General features: G+C 67.5%; 13 protein-coding genes. 2 read left to right on the top strand and 11 right to left on the bottom strand.

Going from position 1 to position 15,883, the window contains the following annotated elements; translation table 11 throughout:
• Nucleotides 1-30: 30 nt before the first annotated feature.
• From OG804_RS23245 to OG804_RS23205, 10 genes are all read right to left on the bottom strand, one after another.
• Nucleotides 31-1,119: an alpha/beta hydrolase gene (locus OG804_RS23245; RefSeq protein ID WP_442941605.1), complete on the bottom strand. Its 1,089-nt coding sequence runs from the start codon at nt 1,117-1,119 to the stop codon at nt 31-33.
• A gap of 168 nt (nt 1,120-1,287) precedes the next feature.
• Nucleotides 1,288-3,252 (bottom strand): flagellar motor control protein ZomB, encoded by a 1,965-nt coding sequence (gene zomB, locus OG804_RS23240; protein WP_328389855.1) that lies wholly within the window; start codon nt 3,250-3,252, stop codon nt 1,288-1,290.
• Nucleotides 3,230-4,156, bottom strand: coding sequence for a decaprenyl-phosphate phosphoribosyltransferase (locus OG804_RS23235; protein ID WP_328398649.1), 927 nt, complete (start codon nt 4,154-4,156; stop codon nt 3,230-3,232). The genes zomB and OG804_RS23235 overlap by 23 nt, the downstream gene beginning before the upstream one ends.
• Entirely contained in the window at nt 4,149-4,724 is a 576-nt protein-coding gene (locus OG804_RS23230) for a phosphatase PAP2 family protein (RefSeq protein ID WP_328398647.1), read from the bottom strand. Before OG804_RS23230 ends, OG804_RS23235 begins: the two co-directional genes overlap by 8 nt.
• A gap of 5 nt (nt 4,725-4,729) precedes the next feature.
• On the bottom strand, nt 4,730-6,664 hold the full coding sequence (locus tag OG804_RS23225) for a glycosyltransferase (protein ID WP_328389853.1): 1,935 nt from the start codon (nt 6,662-6,664) through the stop codon (nt 4,730-4,732).
• Nucleotides 6,661-7,890 (bottom strand): UDP-galactopyranose mutase, encoded by a 1,230-nt coding sequence (gene glf, locus OG804_RS23220; protein WP_328389851.1) that lies wholly within the window; start codon nt 7,888-7,890, stop codon nt 6,661-6,663. The genes OG804_RS23225 and glf overlap by 4 nt, the downstream gene beginning before the upstream one ends.
• Nucleotides 7,891-8,058: 168 nt before the next feature.
• Nucleotides 8,059-8,739: a hypothetical protein gene (locus OG804_RS23215; RefSeq protein WP_328389849.1), complete on the bottom strand. Its 681-nt coding sequence runs from the start codon at nt 8,737-8,739 to the stop codon at nt 8,059-8,061.
• 138 nt (nt 8,740-8,877) lie between these two features.
• On the bottom strand, nt 8,878-9,291 hold the full coding sequence (locus OG804_RS32405; protein ID WP_442941604.1) for a TipAS antibiotic-recognition domain-containing protein: 414 nt from the start codon (nt 9,289-9,291) through the stop codon (nt 8,878-8,880).
• Nucleotides 9,180-9,476, bottom strand: a complete 297-nt coding sequence (locus OG804_RS32400; RefSeq protein WP_442941903.1) for a hypothetical protein — start codon at nt 9,474-9,476, stop codon at nt 9,180-9,182. The genes OG804_RS32405 and OG804_RS32400 overlap by 112 nt, the downstream gene beginning before the upstream one ends.
• 119 nt (nt 9,477-9,595) lie before the next feature.
• A complete protein-coding gene (locus tag OG804_RS23205) occupies nt 9,596-11,140 on the bottom strand; it encodes a SpoIID/LytB domain-containing protein (protein WP_328389847.1) in 1,545 nt (514 codons plus the stop codon).
• Nucleotides 11,141-11,549: 409 nt separating this feature from the next.
• Here OG804_RS23205 and OG804_RS23200 point away from each other — a divergent pair, with 409 nt between their 5' ends.
• Complete coding sequence (locus tag OG804_RS23200; protein WP_328389845.1) at nt 11,550-13,781, top strand: N-acetylmuramoyl-L-alanine amidase; 2,232 nt, start codon at nt 11,550-11,552, stop codon at nt 13,779-13,781.
• Nucleotides 13,782-13,898: 117 nt separating this feature from the next.
• Here the strand turns inward: OG804_RS23200 and OG804_RS23195 are convergent, their stop codons facing one another.
• The gene (locus tag OG804_RS23195) at nt 13,899-14,771 is read right to left on the bottom strand and encodes an HAD family hydrolase (RefSeq protein WP_328389843.1); all 873 of its coding nucleotides are present in this window, start codon (nt 14,769-14,771) and stop codon (nt 13,899-13,901) included.
• A 130-nt stretch (nt 14,772-14,901) separates the two neighbouring features.
• Between OG804_RS23195 and OG804_RS23190 the strand changes: the two genes are divergently transcribed.
• On the top strand, nt 14,902-15,879 hold the full coding sequence (locus tag OG804_RS23190; protein WP_328389841.1) for an ABC transporter permease: 978 nt from the start codon (nt 14,902-14,904) through the stop codon (nt 15,877-15,879).
• Nucleotides 15,880-15,883 lie beyond the last annotated feature (4 nt).

Genomic DNA, 15,883 nt, shown 5'->3' with positions numbered 1-15,883 from the left:
TTCGTTCACCTCTGAGAGGAGTCCGCCCGCTCAGCCGATGTTGGCCGACATATCGGGGATCATCCGGTACACCTCGGTCGCCCAGTACCGCCAGTTGTGCACGCCGATGGCCGGGAAGTCGTAGGTGGCGTTGCGCGCGCCCAGCGACATCATCCGCACCTGGAACGCGCGGGTGTTGGCCAGCGCCAGCGCTTCGAGGCCCATGGCGGTCAGGGTGTTGAAATCCAGCCCGTCGGCGGCGGCCGGGAGTCCGCTGCCGGCCGAGATCCACAGCCGGGTGTTGTGATTGCGCAGCAGCGGCGCGAAGACGAACGGATCCATCCGCAGCCACTGCGGACTCCACGGCGGCGCCATGGCGTCGATATTGAAGCCGCCGGCGTCCAGCATGGCCACCCGCAGCGCCTCCCGCATACCGGGGGCCGACACATTCAGGTATCCGGAATAGGAACCGGCATAACGGAACTGATCGGGATGGTAGGCGGCCAGAGCCACCGCCGCACTGCCGCCCATCGACAGCCCGAACACACCGTTGCCGTTCGGGTTGAAACCGAGCCGGTCACGCAGCGCCCAGCGCAGATCACGGGTCAGGAAGGTCTCCCACTTGTACGTGGTCGACCGGCCGACCCCGGACGCCGAACCCGATGCCAGACCCGATCCCGAATCGGCCGCCGATCCGGTGGCTCCGCCCGCGCTGCCGGAACTGCCCAGACCGAAGAAATCGCTCGGCGCGTTCCAATCCGCGTAGAAGCTGGAGCGCCCGCCCACCGGCATGACGACGTTGATATTCCATTTGGTCAGCTCGCGGGCGATATCGGTATCGATCTCCCAGCCGCTGAGATCGTCCCGGGCGCGCATTCCGTCCAGCGCGTAGACGACCCGGCCGGTATTACCGTCGGCGGCACGGAACACCCGGGACTTGATCGGCCCCATCTGCGAATCGACCCAGAAATCGATACCGCTGGGATCGAATTGCGCCGAGGCCGGTGCGGCCGGCCCGACCACTGAAGCACCGACCGGCAACAGCGCCGCCAGCGACAGCAGCACAGTTCGCGTCAACCGACCGCGTAGCCGCCCCACCGGACGTTCTGTCCGGACACCACGGCCGATAACCCCTCGCATTGTTCCCGCCCTCCGTCGTGCGACTCACCGTCGCGCAGTACGACTACCGGTCCCGGCCCGGGCAAAAGCGGGCCGGACGCGAGCACCTTATCCCGACTCCGTATCGCACGCCCACCAGGAATGCGAACAGCTGCCGCGGTACCGAACCACTATCGGAGAAAGAGCAGTTCAGCGCGTCGGCGGAATCGGGTCTACCAGCCCGCAGCGTTGAATCTCATATTCCGGAACCCGGTCTATGCGATACGAGGCGAAATCGAAGGCGTGCAGCAGATTGTGCTTGAACCGTTCGATTGTCAGCGGTCCCTTGTAGGAAAGCATCAACGCATAAGTGTCCGGGCAGGACATGGCCACATGGGCCTGCTTGACCCAGTCCTCGTCCATATACCAGGGCAACCACGGTTTCTGGTCCACCATGCCGGTCTCCACGATCACCCAATCGGGGTAGAGGCTCTTGTCGTGGCCGATGCGCCCGTCGGTGAGTCGTTCGGTGTGCGCGGCCAGCGGAAACGCCAGGCCCATCGGATCGATGACGCGCACATCCAATGGGACGTTCATGCTGGTCATCCCGAGATTGAGGAAGTAGACCGTATGTCCCGCACCCTCCGGCGCGATGGGCTGGGGCGGCGGCGCGATGTACCACATCATGAACGACGGCGAATTGAGCAGCAGACCGCCGTTGGGCGTGTTGTCGATCGCCTCCACCATGGGCCGCATCCGGGCGTAGTCGAGATAGTCCTCGGCGCGGATGGGATGGTCGTGACCGGTATTGAGAACGTAGTAGATGCGCTCGTCCACGATCCCGGACTTATTGATCTTGGTTCCGGTTTTGATGGCCGTGGTGCCGGAAGCCAGCAATGCCCACGCCACGGTACCCACCAGCGCGACGACCAGGATCACGAACGCGGGCGCGTCCCGGCGCGTCATCGACCGGAACCCGGCCTCGGGCAACCGGACCGGGATCACGGACACCGGCAGCAGGAACAGGAACAGCTGGGGCAGCAGCATCCGGCCGTGCATGAAATCGCCGCCGACCCGCAGCGCGTAGACGGTCAGGATCAGCGCGGAACCGAGCACCAGCGCGACCACCGCCGAGGGTGAACGAAGCCGCCGCCGAATCCGCTGGATCCGCCCGGCCTCCGGGTCTTTCCGCGCACCGGTGCGCACATCCGCACGGTCCCGATGCGCGCGCGCCGCCACCAGACCCGCGATCAGCAGCACGGCCAGCGGCACGTAGAGGTAGTACGGCCCGGCCAGATCCCACAGGTAGGTCAGGCCCTGGCCCCATTTCGCCCCGCCCGCGTCCTTCGCGACAGCGGTATTCGGATAGGGCAGACCGTAGTAACCCATCCGCCAGATCTGGTACAGCAGCGGGACCGCGCCGGCCACCGCCACGATCAGCCCGCGCAGCAGCCACGGCCGCACCCGGGAATCCGGCATCGGCGCGAGGAAGATCAGCAGCAGGGCGAGGCCGCCGACCACCGTCATCTCGGGCCGGATGAGCGGTGCCAGGCCCGCCAGGAAGGCCAGCGCCAGCAGCCCGGGCACGCCCGGCCGCCGCGCCTTGCTCCAGCGCACCAGCAACAGCCACAGCAGCCCCAGCCAGCAGATGACCAGGCAGTTCTCCAGCCCGGAGGTCACATAGTCGCGAGCCGGGGGCACCGCGATATAGGCCAGCGCCCCGGCCGGCAGCAGCAGCGTCGACGACGCGGGGCCCCAGAGCTTGCCGGCGCCGAGCATCGCGAACAACACCGCCAGCAGCGATAGTGTCAGGGCGATACCCAGCACCACGTATTCCAGCCGGGCCTGGGTCACCCAACTGAAGAACCAGACGACATAGGTCCATGCCGTGCTGGTGTTGGTCTCCACCCGTTCGCCCGGGTTGAAGACCGGACCGTTTCCGGCCAGCAGGTTGCGCACTGTGCGCAACACGATGAGTCCGTCGTCGGCGATCCAGCGCCGCTCCCAACCACCGACCGCGAACAGGGCCGCGGTCGCCACGATCCCGCCCGCGAACACCGCGCGCGAAACCCGTGCCGGACGCGCCGACGAGCGGGGCTGCTCGGGGGCAGCGCGCTCGTCGGTGTGTTCGTTTTCCGCTACCGCAATCTCGTCAGAAGAGATAGACAGCGACACCTACCGCTCCGATCCAGGCGATGGCGAGCAACTGCAGGACACGATCGCCGAAGGCGATCTCTTCCGGTTCCCCGGCCTCGCCGCCGTCGACATCCACGGCGTAGCGCAGGATCGCGATGGTGAACGGGATCATCGAGAGCGCGAACCATTCGGTGTCCTTGGCCGCACCCTGTTCGAAGGCCCACAGACCGTAGAAGACCACCACCGCGGTCGCGGCCAGGCTCCACGTGAACCGTAGGTAGGTCGGGGTGTAGTACTCGAGCGATTTGCGGATCTTCGCGCCGGTGGCCAGGGCTAGTTGTAGCTCGGCGTACCGCTTACCCGCCGCCATGAACAGCGAACCGAAAGCCATGATCAGCAGGAACCACTGCGACAGCGGGATCCCGGCCGCCACGCCACCGGCCACCGCACGCAACAGGAAGCCCGAGGACACGATGCAGATGTCCAGCACTACCTGGTGTTTGAGCCCGAAGCAGTAGGCCAGCTGGACGCCGATGTACACGGCCATCGTCACGGCCAGCTGCCAGGACGCCAGGAACGACAGTGACAGCGAAGCGATCAGCAGCACGGCCGACAGGACGAACGCCAGGTTCACCGGGACCACACCGGCGGCGATCGGACGGAACCGCTTGGTCGGGTGGGCCCGGTCGGCCTCCACGTCCATCGCGTCGTTGGTCAGGTAGATACCGGACGCGGCCATGCAGAAGACCACGAAGGCGATCGCGACGTTGCCGAGCACATCCAGGTCGGTCACCGAACCCGCGGCCAGCGGGGCGGCCAGCACGAGGACGTTCTTCACCCACTGGCGCGGACGAACTGCCTTGATCAGGCCCCCGACCAGCGTTTTGGGAGGCCCTTTCACTTCGGCATCGGCCAGATCAGCGCCGGTGGGCTCTTCACTCATGGCAGGCAGCGCCTTTTCGTCTTGTGCGGTCACTGTCTAGTCTCTTTTCGGCGGCGAGCAGGGCGGCGGCGGACGCGGCACCGAGCGCGGAGCCGGCGAGCACATCGGAGGGGTAATGCACCCCGAGAACGACCCTGGACAGCAACATCGGCGGTACGAGCACCGCTGGCAAGGGTAGCCCGGTCAATTTTCCGATCAGCACCGCCGCCGCGGTTGTCGAGGTCGCATGCGAGGAGGGGAAGCTCAGTTTGCTCGGCGTCGCCACGTTGACCTGCACCGATGGCGCGTGTGGACGGGGCCGGCGAACGATCCGTTTGATCACGATGGACGCCGCGTGCGCCCCCACGGCGCCGACGGCCACCCCGGCCCACTGCCGGCGCCGGGGTTTGTCGACCAGTGCGCCGACCGCGGCGATGCCGATCCAGCCCAGCGCGTGCTCCCCGAAATGCGACATACCGCGCGCCGCGGAGATCACCGGCGGAGTGCCGATGGCGCCCTGGACCGCTTCGAGGATCGCCACTTCGCGCGGTGCGCGGTCGGCGCCCGAATCCCGCAGGCTCGGATTCATCGCGTTCACCGCTGGGTCTCCTCGCTGCTGTCGATCCCGAAAACCTTCTCCCACGCGGCCGTGCTGGTGAGCTCGGCGTGCGCGGTCCGGTAGCGCTGGCGCATCTCCGGCAGGCGCGCGGCGAGTTCCTTGCGCAACCGCAGCGCCTCGCGGAGCAGGCCGTAGGCCTGGCGCGGGTCGCGTTTGCGGTACACCACGCCGCGACCGTCCGCGGTGGTGACGGTGACCCCGTCGACCTGCGAGAGCAGATACCAGCGCGCGTCCAGCGTGGGCACGTTCAACTGCGGCCGGTCGTAGTGCTCCTCGTGTGCCGGGCGCAGGTTGTGCAGCAGGCCCTTGGCGAGGCGGACGACCTTGGCGATCGGGTTGGCGGGTTCGCCCACCGCACCGACCCCCATCCCGCTGGCCAGCGGAAGTTCGGTGGACGAGGGCAGGATCACCGCGTCCGGATACTGTTTGCGCAGTTCGTGCACCGCGCCCAACGCGCTCGGCAGCAGTTCGAAGAGCCGCTGCGGACCCGCCAGGAAATCCCGGATCGCCAGATTCTGGATGGCGACCGTCGAATACTCCAGGCAGAGCAGATGTTTGAGAGTCGCCTTGACCGTGTTGACGACCATGGCGCGCCCGTTGCCCGGCTGGTGCAGCGCCGCGACCACCAGGCGATTGCGCAGGTGGAAGTACGCCTGCCAGTCGATGGCGTCGTCCTTGTCGCTCCACGCCATATGCCATACCGCGGCGCCCGGCAGGGTGACCGTCGGATAACCCGCCTCGCGGGCACGCAGCCCGTATTCGGCGTCGTCCCATTTCAGGAACAGGGGCAGCGGCTGGCCGAGCTGTTCGGCGACCTGGCGTGGAATGACACAGGTCCACCAGCCGTTGAAATCCACGTCGATGCGCCGGTGCAGCAGTTTCGAATTGTCCCGGTCGCGCAGCGGGTACTTGGCGAAATCGTGGTCGTATTCGACATTCGGCGCGGCGGACCACATGAAGATATTGCGGTCGACCACCTCGCCCATCACATGCAGATGGGAACGCTCCTGCAGATTGAGCATCTGCCCACCCACCAGCACCGGCGATTTCGCGAACCGGGCGAAGGCGAGCGCGCGCAGGATGGAGTCGGGTTCGATCTCGATATCGTCGTCCATATAGACGATGAACTCGGCGCTCGTGGTCTTCAACGCCTCGTACATCACCCGGCTGTATCCGCCGGACCCGCCGAGGTTCGGCTGATCGTGGATGGCGAGCCGGTCGCCGAGCACGGCGGCGGCCTCGTCGAACCCGGGTTCGTCGACCACCTTGCGGGTGCCCTGGTCGGGAATGATCACCGCGTCGATCTGCGCCAGCACCAGCGGATCGGCGCCGAGCGCCCGAAGCGTCGTCACGGCGTCGGTGGGACGGTTGAAGGTCGGCATGCCGACCGCGATCCGACCCTCGCCCGGCGCCTCGATCGGTGCGTACCATCCACCGGACACCAGCGTCACCGCGGTATCGGTGGTGATGTCGAACCAGAGCCAGCCGCCGTCCTCGAACGGACCGAAATCGGCTTCCATCTCGACCGACACCGACTCCGCGCCCGACGCGACCGCGAATTCGCAGCCCTGGACGTGGATCCGGGAACCGTCGGCCTTGGAACGGTACAGGTCGACCCGGCCGTGCCCGGCCAGTTCCAGCCGCAGCACCACCGAGCCGAGCATGCTCCAGCGTCGCCAGTAGCTGGCCGGCAGCGCATTGAAATAGGTGCAGAACGACACCTCGGACTCCGCGCCCACCGAGAGCGAGGTCCGGGTGGTGGCGTGTGCGCGCCGGGCGTTGGTCGCCGACTCCTCCAGGTACAGGGTGCGCACATCGAGCGGTTCACCCGGCCGGGGCAGGATCACCCGTTGCAGCAGTGATTTCGCGCGGGTGGCGGACGCACTGTGCGCCAGTGATGCAGAGGTCATACGTCGTTGTTCTCCTCGGCCAGCGGCGCACCCGTTTCCAGGTGCGGGCGCAGCACATTGTCGAACATGTTCAGCGCGCTCGCGATGGCCATGTGCATGTCCAGGTACTGGTAGGTCCCGAGGCGTCCGCCGAACAGGACCTTCGCCGCGGTGGTCTCCTGCTTGGCCAGCTCGCGATACGCGGTCAGTTTGGCGCGGTCCTCAGGGGTGTTGATCGGATAGTACGGTTCGTCGCCGGTCTTGGCGAAACGCGAGTATTCACGCATGATCACCGTCTTGTCCGTCGGGTAGTCCCGTTCCGGATGGAAGTGACGCGGTTCGATGATCCGCGTATAGGGCGGATCCGCGTCGTTGTAGTTCACCACCGACGTGCCCTGGTAGTCACCGGTCGGCAGCACCTCGGTCTCGAAGTCGATGGTGCGCCAGCCCAGCTCGCCCTCGGCATAGTCGAAGTAGCGGTCCAGCGGGCCGGTGTAGACGACCGGGGCGTCCGGGTTCTGCGCGCGAAGTTCGTCGCGGACGTCGAACCAGTCGGTGTCCACCCGGACCTCGATCAGGTCACTGGCGGCCATGTTCTCCAGCCACTTCGTGTACCCCTCTTTGGGCAGGCCCTCATAGGTGTCGTTGAAGTAGCGGTTGTCGAAGGTGTAGCGGACCGGGAGCCTGGTGATATTGCCGGCGGGCAGTTCCTTGGGGTCGGTCTGCCACTGTTTGGCGGTGTAGTCGCGGACGAAGGCCTCGTACAGCGGACGGCCGATCAGCGAGATGGCCTTTTCCTCGAGGTTCTGCGCGTCGGAGGTCTCGATCTCGGCGGCCTGGTCGGCGATCAGGGCGCGCGCCTCGTCCGGCGTGAAATACCGGCCGAAGAATTGCGACACCAGGCCCAGCCCCATGGGGAACTGGTAGGCCTGGCCTTTGTGCAGAGCGAAAACGCGATGCTGATAGCCGGTGAACTCGGTGAACTGCGTGACATAGTCCCAGACCCTCTGGTTCGAGGTATGGAACAGATGCGCGCCATATTTGTGGATCTCGATCCCGGTTTCCGGTTCGGGTTCCGAATAGGCGTTACCGCCGAGATGCGGACGGCGGTCCAGCACGAGAACTCTCTTGCCCAGTAGGTTCGCGCTGCGCTCGGCGATGGTCAGCCCGAAGAAGCCGGAGCCGACGATGATCAAGTCGAACTGTGCGGTGTTATCTGAGTTACCCGGAGACGATGCGGCGGTCACGGGAGCCCAGCGTATCGGAAGCGTTTCCTGACGCCAGTCGGAGTCGGTGGGCGGGGAGTATCGCCTGGTGAGCGGCTTTCCACGCCGTCCACGGTAGAAAACGTTCGCCGGGGCCGGTCTACTCCGGCCCCGGCGAACCAGGAAATGTATCTGTTGTCGTCGACGCGGTCAGCGGTAGCCGTACGGGGCGGCGGCGTAGCCGCCGACCGGGACCGGCGCCTGCGCGGCCTCGATCCACCGTTTGGTAGGTGCGATCGCGGCCAGGACCAGGGTGAGGATCGCGAAGAGCGGGGCGCCCACCGCGCTCAAACTGCCGCCGGCGGCGACCAGGCCGACGACGACGATCGTCAGGGCGATCGAGAGCACACAGCCGAAAATCACCATCATCCGCCCGGTATTGCTGCGCCGCAGCAACAGGATGCCCCCGATCAACAGCACCAGGGCGAGGACGCTGTAGGCGACTCCCAGCACCACGCCCATGACGTCGAGGTCGAAATCCAAGTCCAGATCGACCCCGTTACCGCTGGAGCTGGAACTGCTGCTACGCCGCCGCGCTCCGGTGGCCAGCACGGCGCCATTGGTCAGCGAACTCTCCGAGGTGGCCGCCGCGAGGACGAACATCCCGACGGCCGACAGAATGCTGGCGGCGCCGCCGAGCATGGCGAGGATTCCGGCGGTGATACCGGTACCGCCGCTGGGCGGGCGCTGGTAGCCGTAGCCGGCGGGCCCCGGCGCGGGGTAGCCCGGGGGCGGGTACCCGGCACCCGGAGGCGGGTACCCGGGCGCCGGCGCCGGATAGGGCGCCTGATATCCCGGATGCGGTGGTTGCTGACCATACGGATAACTCACGGGACCTCCCCCTCGGCACGGTTTTCGAAACTGTACCGTGCCCCGGAACACGTCGCCGGAGGTCCGATTCCCGGACAATGTGAAACACGGCCGCCCACACATATATCCGTGTGCGAGCGGCCGGGCCACCGGCGAATCCTATTCGAGGTTGGCGTCGGCGTAGATTTTCATCGCGTCCCGGATCAGCTCCGCCGTGCCGGGACCGTGCACGTCGTAGTTCACCCGGAAACGTTCGTCGGCGACATACATTTCGCCCAGGCCCGCGAATTCCCGCGCACCCGGCCGCCGCCCCTGCCGGCCGCCTGTCGTCCACGCGTAGTGCCGCGCGGTGATCGCTTGCACCTCGTCGCTGTCCGGCGTGAGCCCAGCATTGCGCGCCCGGCCGAAGTCGGCCGCGATATCCAGCTGGGTCTGCTGGAATTCCTGTTTCTGCGCGGCGCTCAGCGATCGCCACCAGCGGTCGCCGTTCTCGTACGCCTCGGCGCCCCAACGGTCGGTGACCTCGTCCTTGTACTGCGTGTGGTCGAATTCCTCGAAGACTTCCGCCGCCACGAGTCGTTCACCTCTTTCCAACTTGTCCAATGTGGTGTGCACCGACGCGATCCGGCGGCGGATCCGGTCCTGTTCCTGCCGCAGCAGGTCCAGCTGGGCGCGCAGGGCGTGGCCGTATCGCGCTCGCCCGCGAGTATCTGGCCGACCACCGGCAGCCCCACTCCGAGTTCACGCAACAGCAGGATCCGCTGCAGGCGGACGAGCGAGCGCTCGTCGTAGTAGCGGTATCCGTTGCGTGCGAGTTGACACTACGTAAAGGTCAAGGGGCTGCGGCCGGGCGCTGGAAACCCGGTATCACCCGTTCCTAGAACACGACGGTCGTTTCCAGCCTGGTCGGAACCCGCTGGGCGCCGGGAATCGGTGCGGGCCGGTCGCCGTCGAAGGTGGCGGTGTCCGGCTCGGGCACAGCGCGTCCGGCCGGAACCCGGCCCGGGGCCACGGCGGGTTCACCGGGCGCTCCGGAATCGCCCGCGTCGAGCCCGGAACTGCCCGAATCGGTATCGCCGGGTGCGATCCCCGCCTCGGAACTGCCCGAATCAGTACCACCGGGCGTGGTCCCACCCGCCTCGGAGCTACCCGAATCAGTCCCGCCGGGCGTCGACCCGTCCGCCTCGGAACTGCCCGAATCGGAGTCGGTGAGATTCGGTACGAGCTGCATCAACGTGGTGAAGTCCACCACCTGCGCGCCCAGGGCCGGGGTGTAGATGATGACGCCGTTCTCGAACAATCGATACTTGCCCGCGTCATCGGGAAGTGGCAGTTCGGGAGTGACCGGCAGCCCGACCGCGCTGTGCGCGCCGCCCATCGCCGCGTAGGCGGTATCGATCGGCGAAGGCGTCGCTCCTGGTGCGACTCCCGGGAACTGGGGTGTCCCGCCCGGGGATACCGGGAGCGAGCCCTCGGGTGTGCGGGGCAGCGGTGCGCCACGATCCGATTTCGTGCCCTCCGGCGAGACGTCGGGAACACCCGGCGCGGCGCCTTCCGGCAGCCCGGCGGCCTTATCGGGGTTCACCGCAGGTGGAAGCGGCAGCGGGGTGACGACCGTGAGTTCGCCGGGTGTCGGGCCCACCGCGAAAGTCTGGATATCGGCGGGCGAGCCGCCGTCGGGCGCGGCCGAGTATTCGGCGCGCAGGATCCGCCCGTCGCGCAGCAGCACCCGGCCCACGGTGGCCTCCACCGCGGCGGCGGTGCGCGGATCTTCCTTGGCGGTACCGCTGTAGACCTGGCAGTCGGTGGTATCGCAGGTTTGGGCGAAAGGCCAGCGCTCTTCGGCCAGGGCGTATGAGCGGGCCGCGATCGCCTGCGCTTCGAGTGCGGCGGGAGCCCAGTCGGCGGGCATCTCGGCGGGGACCACACCGAGCAGGTAGTCCTGGATGTCCACCTGGTTCACGGTGCGTGTCGCCCCGTTCTCGGCGGCCACTCCGAGTGCACCGCGGTAGGTGCCGCCCCCGCACACGGTGAGGTGCTCGTCGGCCGGACGGTTGGGGTTGGGGTCGATCGGATACACCCATGGATCCTGTACCGGGGCCTCCCACAGCACAGCTCCGTCACATCCCTGGGTGACCACGACCTGCGCGGTGCCGTCGGGGAACGGGATCAGCCGGGCCGCTTCGCCGGACTGCAACGTCTGTCCGGCCACCCGCATCCCGGCGTCGGAGTGAACAACCAGGTCGGCGCCGTCCTGCTCCTGCAATCGCACCGATACCGAGGCCGGGCCGATGGCGCCGATCTCGGCGCCCGGGTAGTAGTACGTGAGGATCTGGTCGGCGTTCTGCCCGTTGTTCGCGTTCTGCAACGCTCCGTGCTGGCTCAGCCCTCGCCCGTGCCCTGGACCGGCTTCGGCAATCATTCGGTATACCTCACCGGCGGTGGGCACGAGCAGTGACCCGCCGATGACCAGAGCTGTCGCCCCGCAGGCGAGTAACGGGCCTGGACGGATCCTCCGACCTCTCATCGACTGGGGCAGACCGGGTACAACCAGCGGGTTACCCAGACGCGGAGCGACTTTCGGGCGACTCATGTTGTTTCGGTATGGCATACGAGCACTCCCATCGTCAGCCCGGACGCTTTCGACTCGGCACGACGTCGGCATGTCGTTTCGACCGGCCACGCTCCGGGAGCTACATTCGAGCGATCAGGAAAGCCTCAACCTCAGGTTTAGATTTGTGACGAATGTGGCTAGTGTGGTCCGTGGGACTCAAGTACGCAAGCATGACTTGCTCACCGATCACTGGTTGCAACCCTGATTGGAGACGCTCGTGCCCTACCGCAAACCGAAGCGTTCCTATGTCCTGCCGGTTGTCGCGATAGTTGCGGTGGCGGGCCCGATCCTGCTGCCCACGGTCACCGACCTCGACAAATCAGCCGATCAGGTGGAACTCACGGCCGTACCGCCCCGCGTCTCCGAACTCGCACTGAAGAGCGCCCCCGATATCGTGCTGCCGCTGGGTGAACTCACCGGCCTGAACCTGCCCGACCTGAGGCTTTCCGATCTGCACGCGCTGGGCCTGCCCGGCCTGACGCCGAGCGGGACGACCTCGCCGACGCAGCCCGGGCGACAACTCCCCGGCCGGCGACCCGGACTCGGTTTCGTGACCGAGGGCGGGACACCGTCCGCGGACACCCCCGCACTGACTCCGGGTGTCATCCCCCCTGAATTCATGGACGCGGTCGGCGCGCAGGTCAAGGAACTCACCCGGGAACAACCGTTCAGCATGGTCGCGCTGACCTCCCCGGACCTGGCGAACACCACCGTCATGATCCGGGCCAGGCAGCCCGACGGCGGTTGGGGCCAGTGGTACGAGGCGAACCCGATCGACGGCGCCGACGGCCGCGGTGCGCGCGGGCCCGCGGGCACCGACCCGATCTACGTCGGGAACACCACCGCGGTACAGGTCCTGGTCACCCGGAAACCGCGGCAGAACCCGGGCGGCCCCCTGGGGCGCGTCCCCACCGCCGCGGGCGAACAGCAGCAGCCGCCACCCGACCTCACCGCCGTTTTCATCGACCCCGGCCGGGGCGCCGTGGACGACCACCTCGAGGACATCGCCGCGTCCCTGCCCGGCGGCGGCCCCCCGGTGATCACCCGCAACCAATGGGGCGCCGACGAATCGATCCGCTGCCAGGAGCCCACCTACGACGACGGACTGGGCGGGATCACGGTGCACCACACCGCCGGTCGCAACGACTACGACAAAGGCGAGTCGGCCGGGATCGTCCGCGCCATCTACGCCTACCACTCGCAGACCCTGGGCTGGTGCGATATGGGATACAACGCACTGGTCGACAAATACGGGCAGATATTCGAGGGCCGCTACGGCGGACTGGACAAAACGGTGCAGGGCGCGCACGCGGGCGGGTTCAACGAGAACACCTCCGGTGTCGCGATCATGGGCGACTACCAGGTCGAACAGCCCACCGCCGCGTCGATCGAGGCGACCGGCAAGTTCATCGGCTGGCGCGCTCGGATCGCGGGGCTCGACCCCAAGGGTCAGACCACCATGTATTCCGAGGGCACCGAGTTCACCCCGTACCCGCAGGGCGCGCAAGTGCGTCTCCCGGTGGTCTTCGCGCACCGGGATGTCGGCAACACCAGTTGCCCGGGTGACGCGGCGTACGCGCAGATGGACCGGATCCGCACGATCGCCGCGGGCGAAGCCGGGGCCACCCGGTCGCCGCGGAGCCAGGCCTCCCGGTCCGACCTGGCGGCGCTGGCCGATCTCACCGCCAAGCTGCTGACCATGGTGAACGACAATCTGATCGCCAAGTACTGGGTCTCCAAGGGCGGCCCCGACGGTCCGCTCGGCCAGGCCGCCTCCGAACCCCTGCCCGCGACACAGGGTCAGCAGTACGCGAAGTTCGTGAACGGCTACGTCTACACCGCGCCCGACGGACAGGCGCACGAGGTGGTCGGCAAGATCCTGGATCGATTCCTGGAACTCGGCGCCGACGCCGGCGCCCTCGGGCTCCCGCTGACCGATCCCTACCCGGTGCCGGAGGGCGTGCGCACCGATTTCCAGAACGGCTCGCTGGTACTCAACCAGGCGGCCGATTTGGTCGACACGCTGTGGAAGACCTACAACGAGACCTATCAGCAGCAGGTCCAGGGCGGTTCCCCGATCCCGGCGCCCGGCGGCGTGCCGCAGGCCGCGGCGGCCCCGGTTCCCGTCCCGGGCGAAGGGCAGGCACTGTCCCAGCCGGGTCTGCCGCCGATCGCCGAAGCCGGGCCGGCGCCCCCATCCGATCCCGCCGCAGCACCCGATCCAGCCGCAGCACCCGATCCAGCGGCCGCATCCGATCCCGCGACACTGCCCGACCCAGCCGCAGCACCCGACCCAGCAGCAGCACCCGACCCAGCAGCAGCACCGGACCCAGCCGCAGGACCCGACCCAGCCGCAGCACCCGGCCCAGCCGCAGCACCCGATCCGGCGGCCGCGCCCGACCCAGCCGGGTCACCCGATCCGGCGGCACTGCCGGTGCCCGCCAACTGAACCGACAACCGGCACAACTCTTCGATCGCGCCGAATCGTGCACCGCACGATTCGGCGCGATCGATTCCAGGGCCGTGCGTGCTCGGTCCACCGATCACCCGGCCACGCCTTCGCCCGCTACTGGTCGCCCTCCGCCCGCTGCTGGTCACCGCGCGGCCACCACCGTTCCAGGACCTGCGCGACTCCGTCGTCGGAATTGGTCCCGGTGATCTCGTCCGCCGACTCCAGCACCTCCGGGTGGGCGTGACCCATCGCGACTCCCCGCCCGACCATGCGCAGCATCGGGATGTCGTTGGGCATATCGCCGAACGCGATCATCTCGGCGGGGTCGACCCCGAGCCGGTCGCCGAGGATGCGCAGGCCCATGGCTTTGCTGACCCCGGGTGCGGAGATCTCGATGAGACCGTGTTCGGTGGAATAGGTGATATCCGCGCGGTCGCCGATATGCGCGGCCAATGTCACCGCCATATCGCCGCTGCGTGCTCCCGGCAACCGGATCAGCATTTTGATCGCCGGCGTATCGATCACCTCGTCGCGGGCCACGGCGGTGTCGTCCGGGTTGAGCCAGGCGTGCTCGTACTGGGGTGAGCTGACGAATTGCGGCGTCGCCGCGTCGTGGGCGCTGGCCCCGATTCGTTCGGCCGCCAGCCCGCACCCGGGCAGCACCTTCTCCGCGATATCGGCGACCCAGCCGAGCGTTTCCACATCCAGCGCGGAGGCGGCCAGCACCTGGTCGGCATCGGCGTCGTAGAGGACCGCGCCGTTCCCGCATACGCACAGCGGTGCGAATCCGAGCCCGGCGACCACCGGCGCTATCCAGCGCGGCGGACGCCCCGTGGCCAGGATGAACGGCACTCCGTCGGCCACCACCGCCCCGACCACAGCCCTCGTGCGCGCCGAAACCCGCTCATAGGGGTCGATCAGGGTGCCGTCCACATCGGAGGCCACCAGTTTCGGTCGGGTCTGCAGCGTTGCGGTCACCCGTTCCATTCTGCTGGGTCGGCCGCCCGGCTCGGACGGGCATCCCTGTTCGCGAGTGAACACGCAGCAAGCCGTCCGTCGCGCGTCCTGCGGGAACGCTCCCTATGATCAGGGGCTACACCTGATATCGAGGGGAACGATGGCCGGCTTTCTGCTACGACGGACGCTCAATTACGTCGTGCTGCTGCTCTTGGCGTCCTTTCTCACCTTCAGCCTCGCTTCGCTGACCTTCAGTCCGCTGGATAGTCTGGAACAGCGCAATCCGCGACCACCGCAGTCGGTGATCGACGCCAAGGCCGCGCAACTGCATCTGGACGAGCCCATCCCGCAGCGCTACGTCACCTGGATGAAGGGCGTGGTGCACGGCGATTTCGGTGAGACCCTCGGCGGGCAGCCGGTGAGCGAGGAGCTGGGTCGCCGGGTCGGGGTGAGTCTGCGGTTGCTGATCCTGGGATCGATCATCGGCACCGTGCTGGGGGTGCTGATCGGCGCGGCCGGCGCGATCCGCCAGTACAGATTCAGTGACTACTTCACGACCGTAGTGTCGCTGCTGGTCCTGTCGACACCGGTGTTCCTGCTGGCCACCCTGCTGAAATACGGTGCGCTGGAGATCAACTCGACGACCGGTCAGCAGATCTTCCTCTATACCGGCGAGACATCGGCCACCGCGGTCGACGGGTTCGGCGCCCAACTCCTCGACCGTGTGCAGCATCTGGTCCTGCCGACCCTGACCCTCGCGCTGGGCGGAATGGCCGGATACAGCCGCTACCAGCGCAATGCCATGCTCGACGTGCTGCAGAGCGATTTCATCCGGACCGCCCGGGCCAAGGGGCTGACCAGGAATCGGGCGCTCTACAAACACGGTCTGCGCACCGCCCTGATCCCGATGGCCACGCTGTTCGCCTACAGCCTGGGCGGATTGATCACCGGCGCCACCTTCACCGAGAAGATCTTCGGCTGGCACGGGGTCGGGGAATGGCTGGTCGACTCGATCAATGCCCAGGACATCTACGTGGTCGCCACGGTCACCGCGTTCGCGGGTCTGGTGGTGCTGGTATCGGGCCTGCTCTCCGATATCGTCTACGCGATTCTCGACCCCCGGGTGCGGGTGGCATGAGCGG

This window comes from Nocardia sp. NBC_00416, assembly GCF_036032445.1.
Taxonomy (GTDB): domain Bacteria; phylum Actinomycetota; class Actinomycetes; order Mycobacteriales; family Mycobacteriaceae; genus Nocardia.
Note: the sequence above shows the minus strand (reverse complement) of the source record. Positions and strands in the feature narration are given on the sequence as shown.

What these genes read in the sequence shown, in the direction of transcription:
- OG804_RS23245 (WP_442941605.1), bottom strand. Translation starts at nt 1,119, where the DNA reads ATGCGAGGGGTTATCGGCCGTGGTGTCCGGACAGAACGTCCGGTGGGG.
- OG804_RS23235 (WP_328398649.1), bottom strand. Translation starts at nt 4,156, where the DNA reads ATGAGTGAAGAGCCCACCGGCGCTGATCTGGCCGATGCCGAAGTGAAA.
- OG804_RS23230 (WP_328398647.1), bottom strand. Translation starts at nt 4,724, where the DNA reads ATGAATCCGAGCCTGCGGGATTCGGGCGCCGACCGCGCACCGCGCGAA.
- OG804_RS23225 (WP_328389853.1), bottom strand. Translation starts at nt 6,664, where the DNA reads ATGACCTCTGCATCACTGGCGCACAGTGCGTCCGCCACCCGCGCGAAA.
- OG804_RS23205 (WP_328389847.1), bottom strand. Translation starts at nt 11,140, where the DNA reads ATGATTGCCGAAGCCGGTCCAGGGCACGGGCGAGGGCTGAGCCAGCAC.
- OG804_RS23195 (WP_328389843.1), bottom strand. Translation starts at nt 14,771, where the DNA reads ATGGAACGGGTGACCGCAACGCTGCAGACCCGACCGAAACTGGTGGCC.
- OG804_RS23190 (WP_328389841.1), top strand. Translation starts at nt 14,902, where the DNA reads ATGGCCGGCTTTCTGCTACGACGGACGCTCAATTACGTCGTGCTGCTG.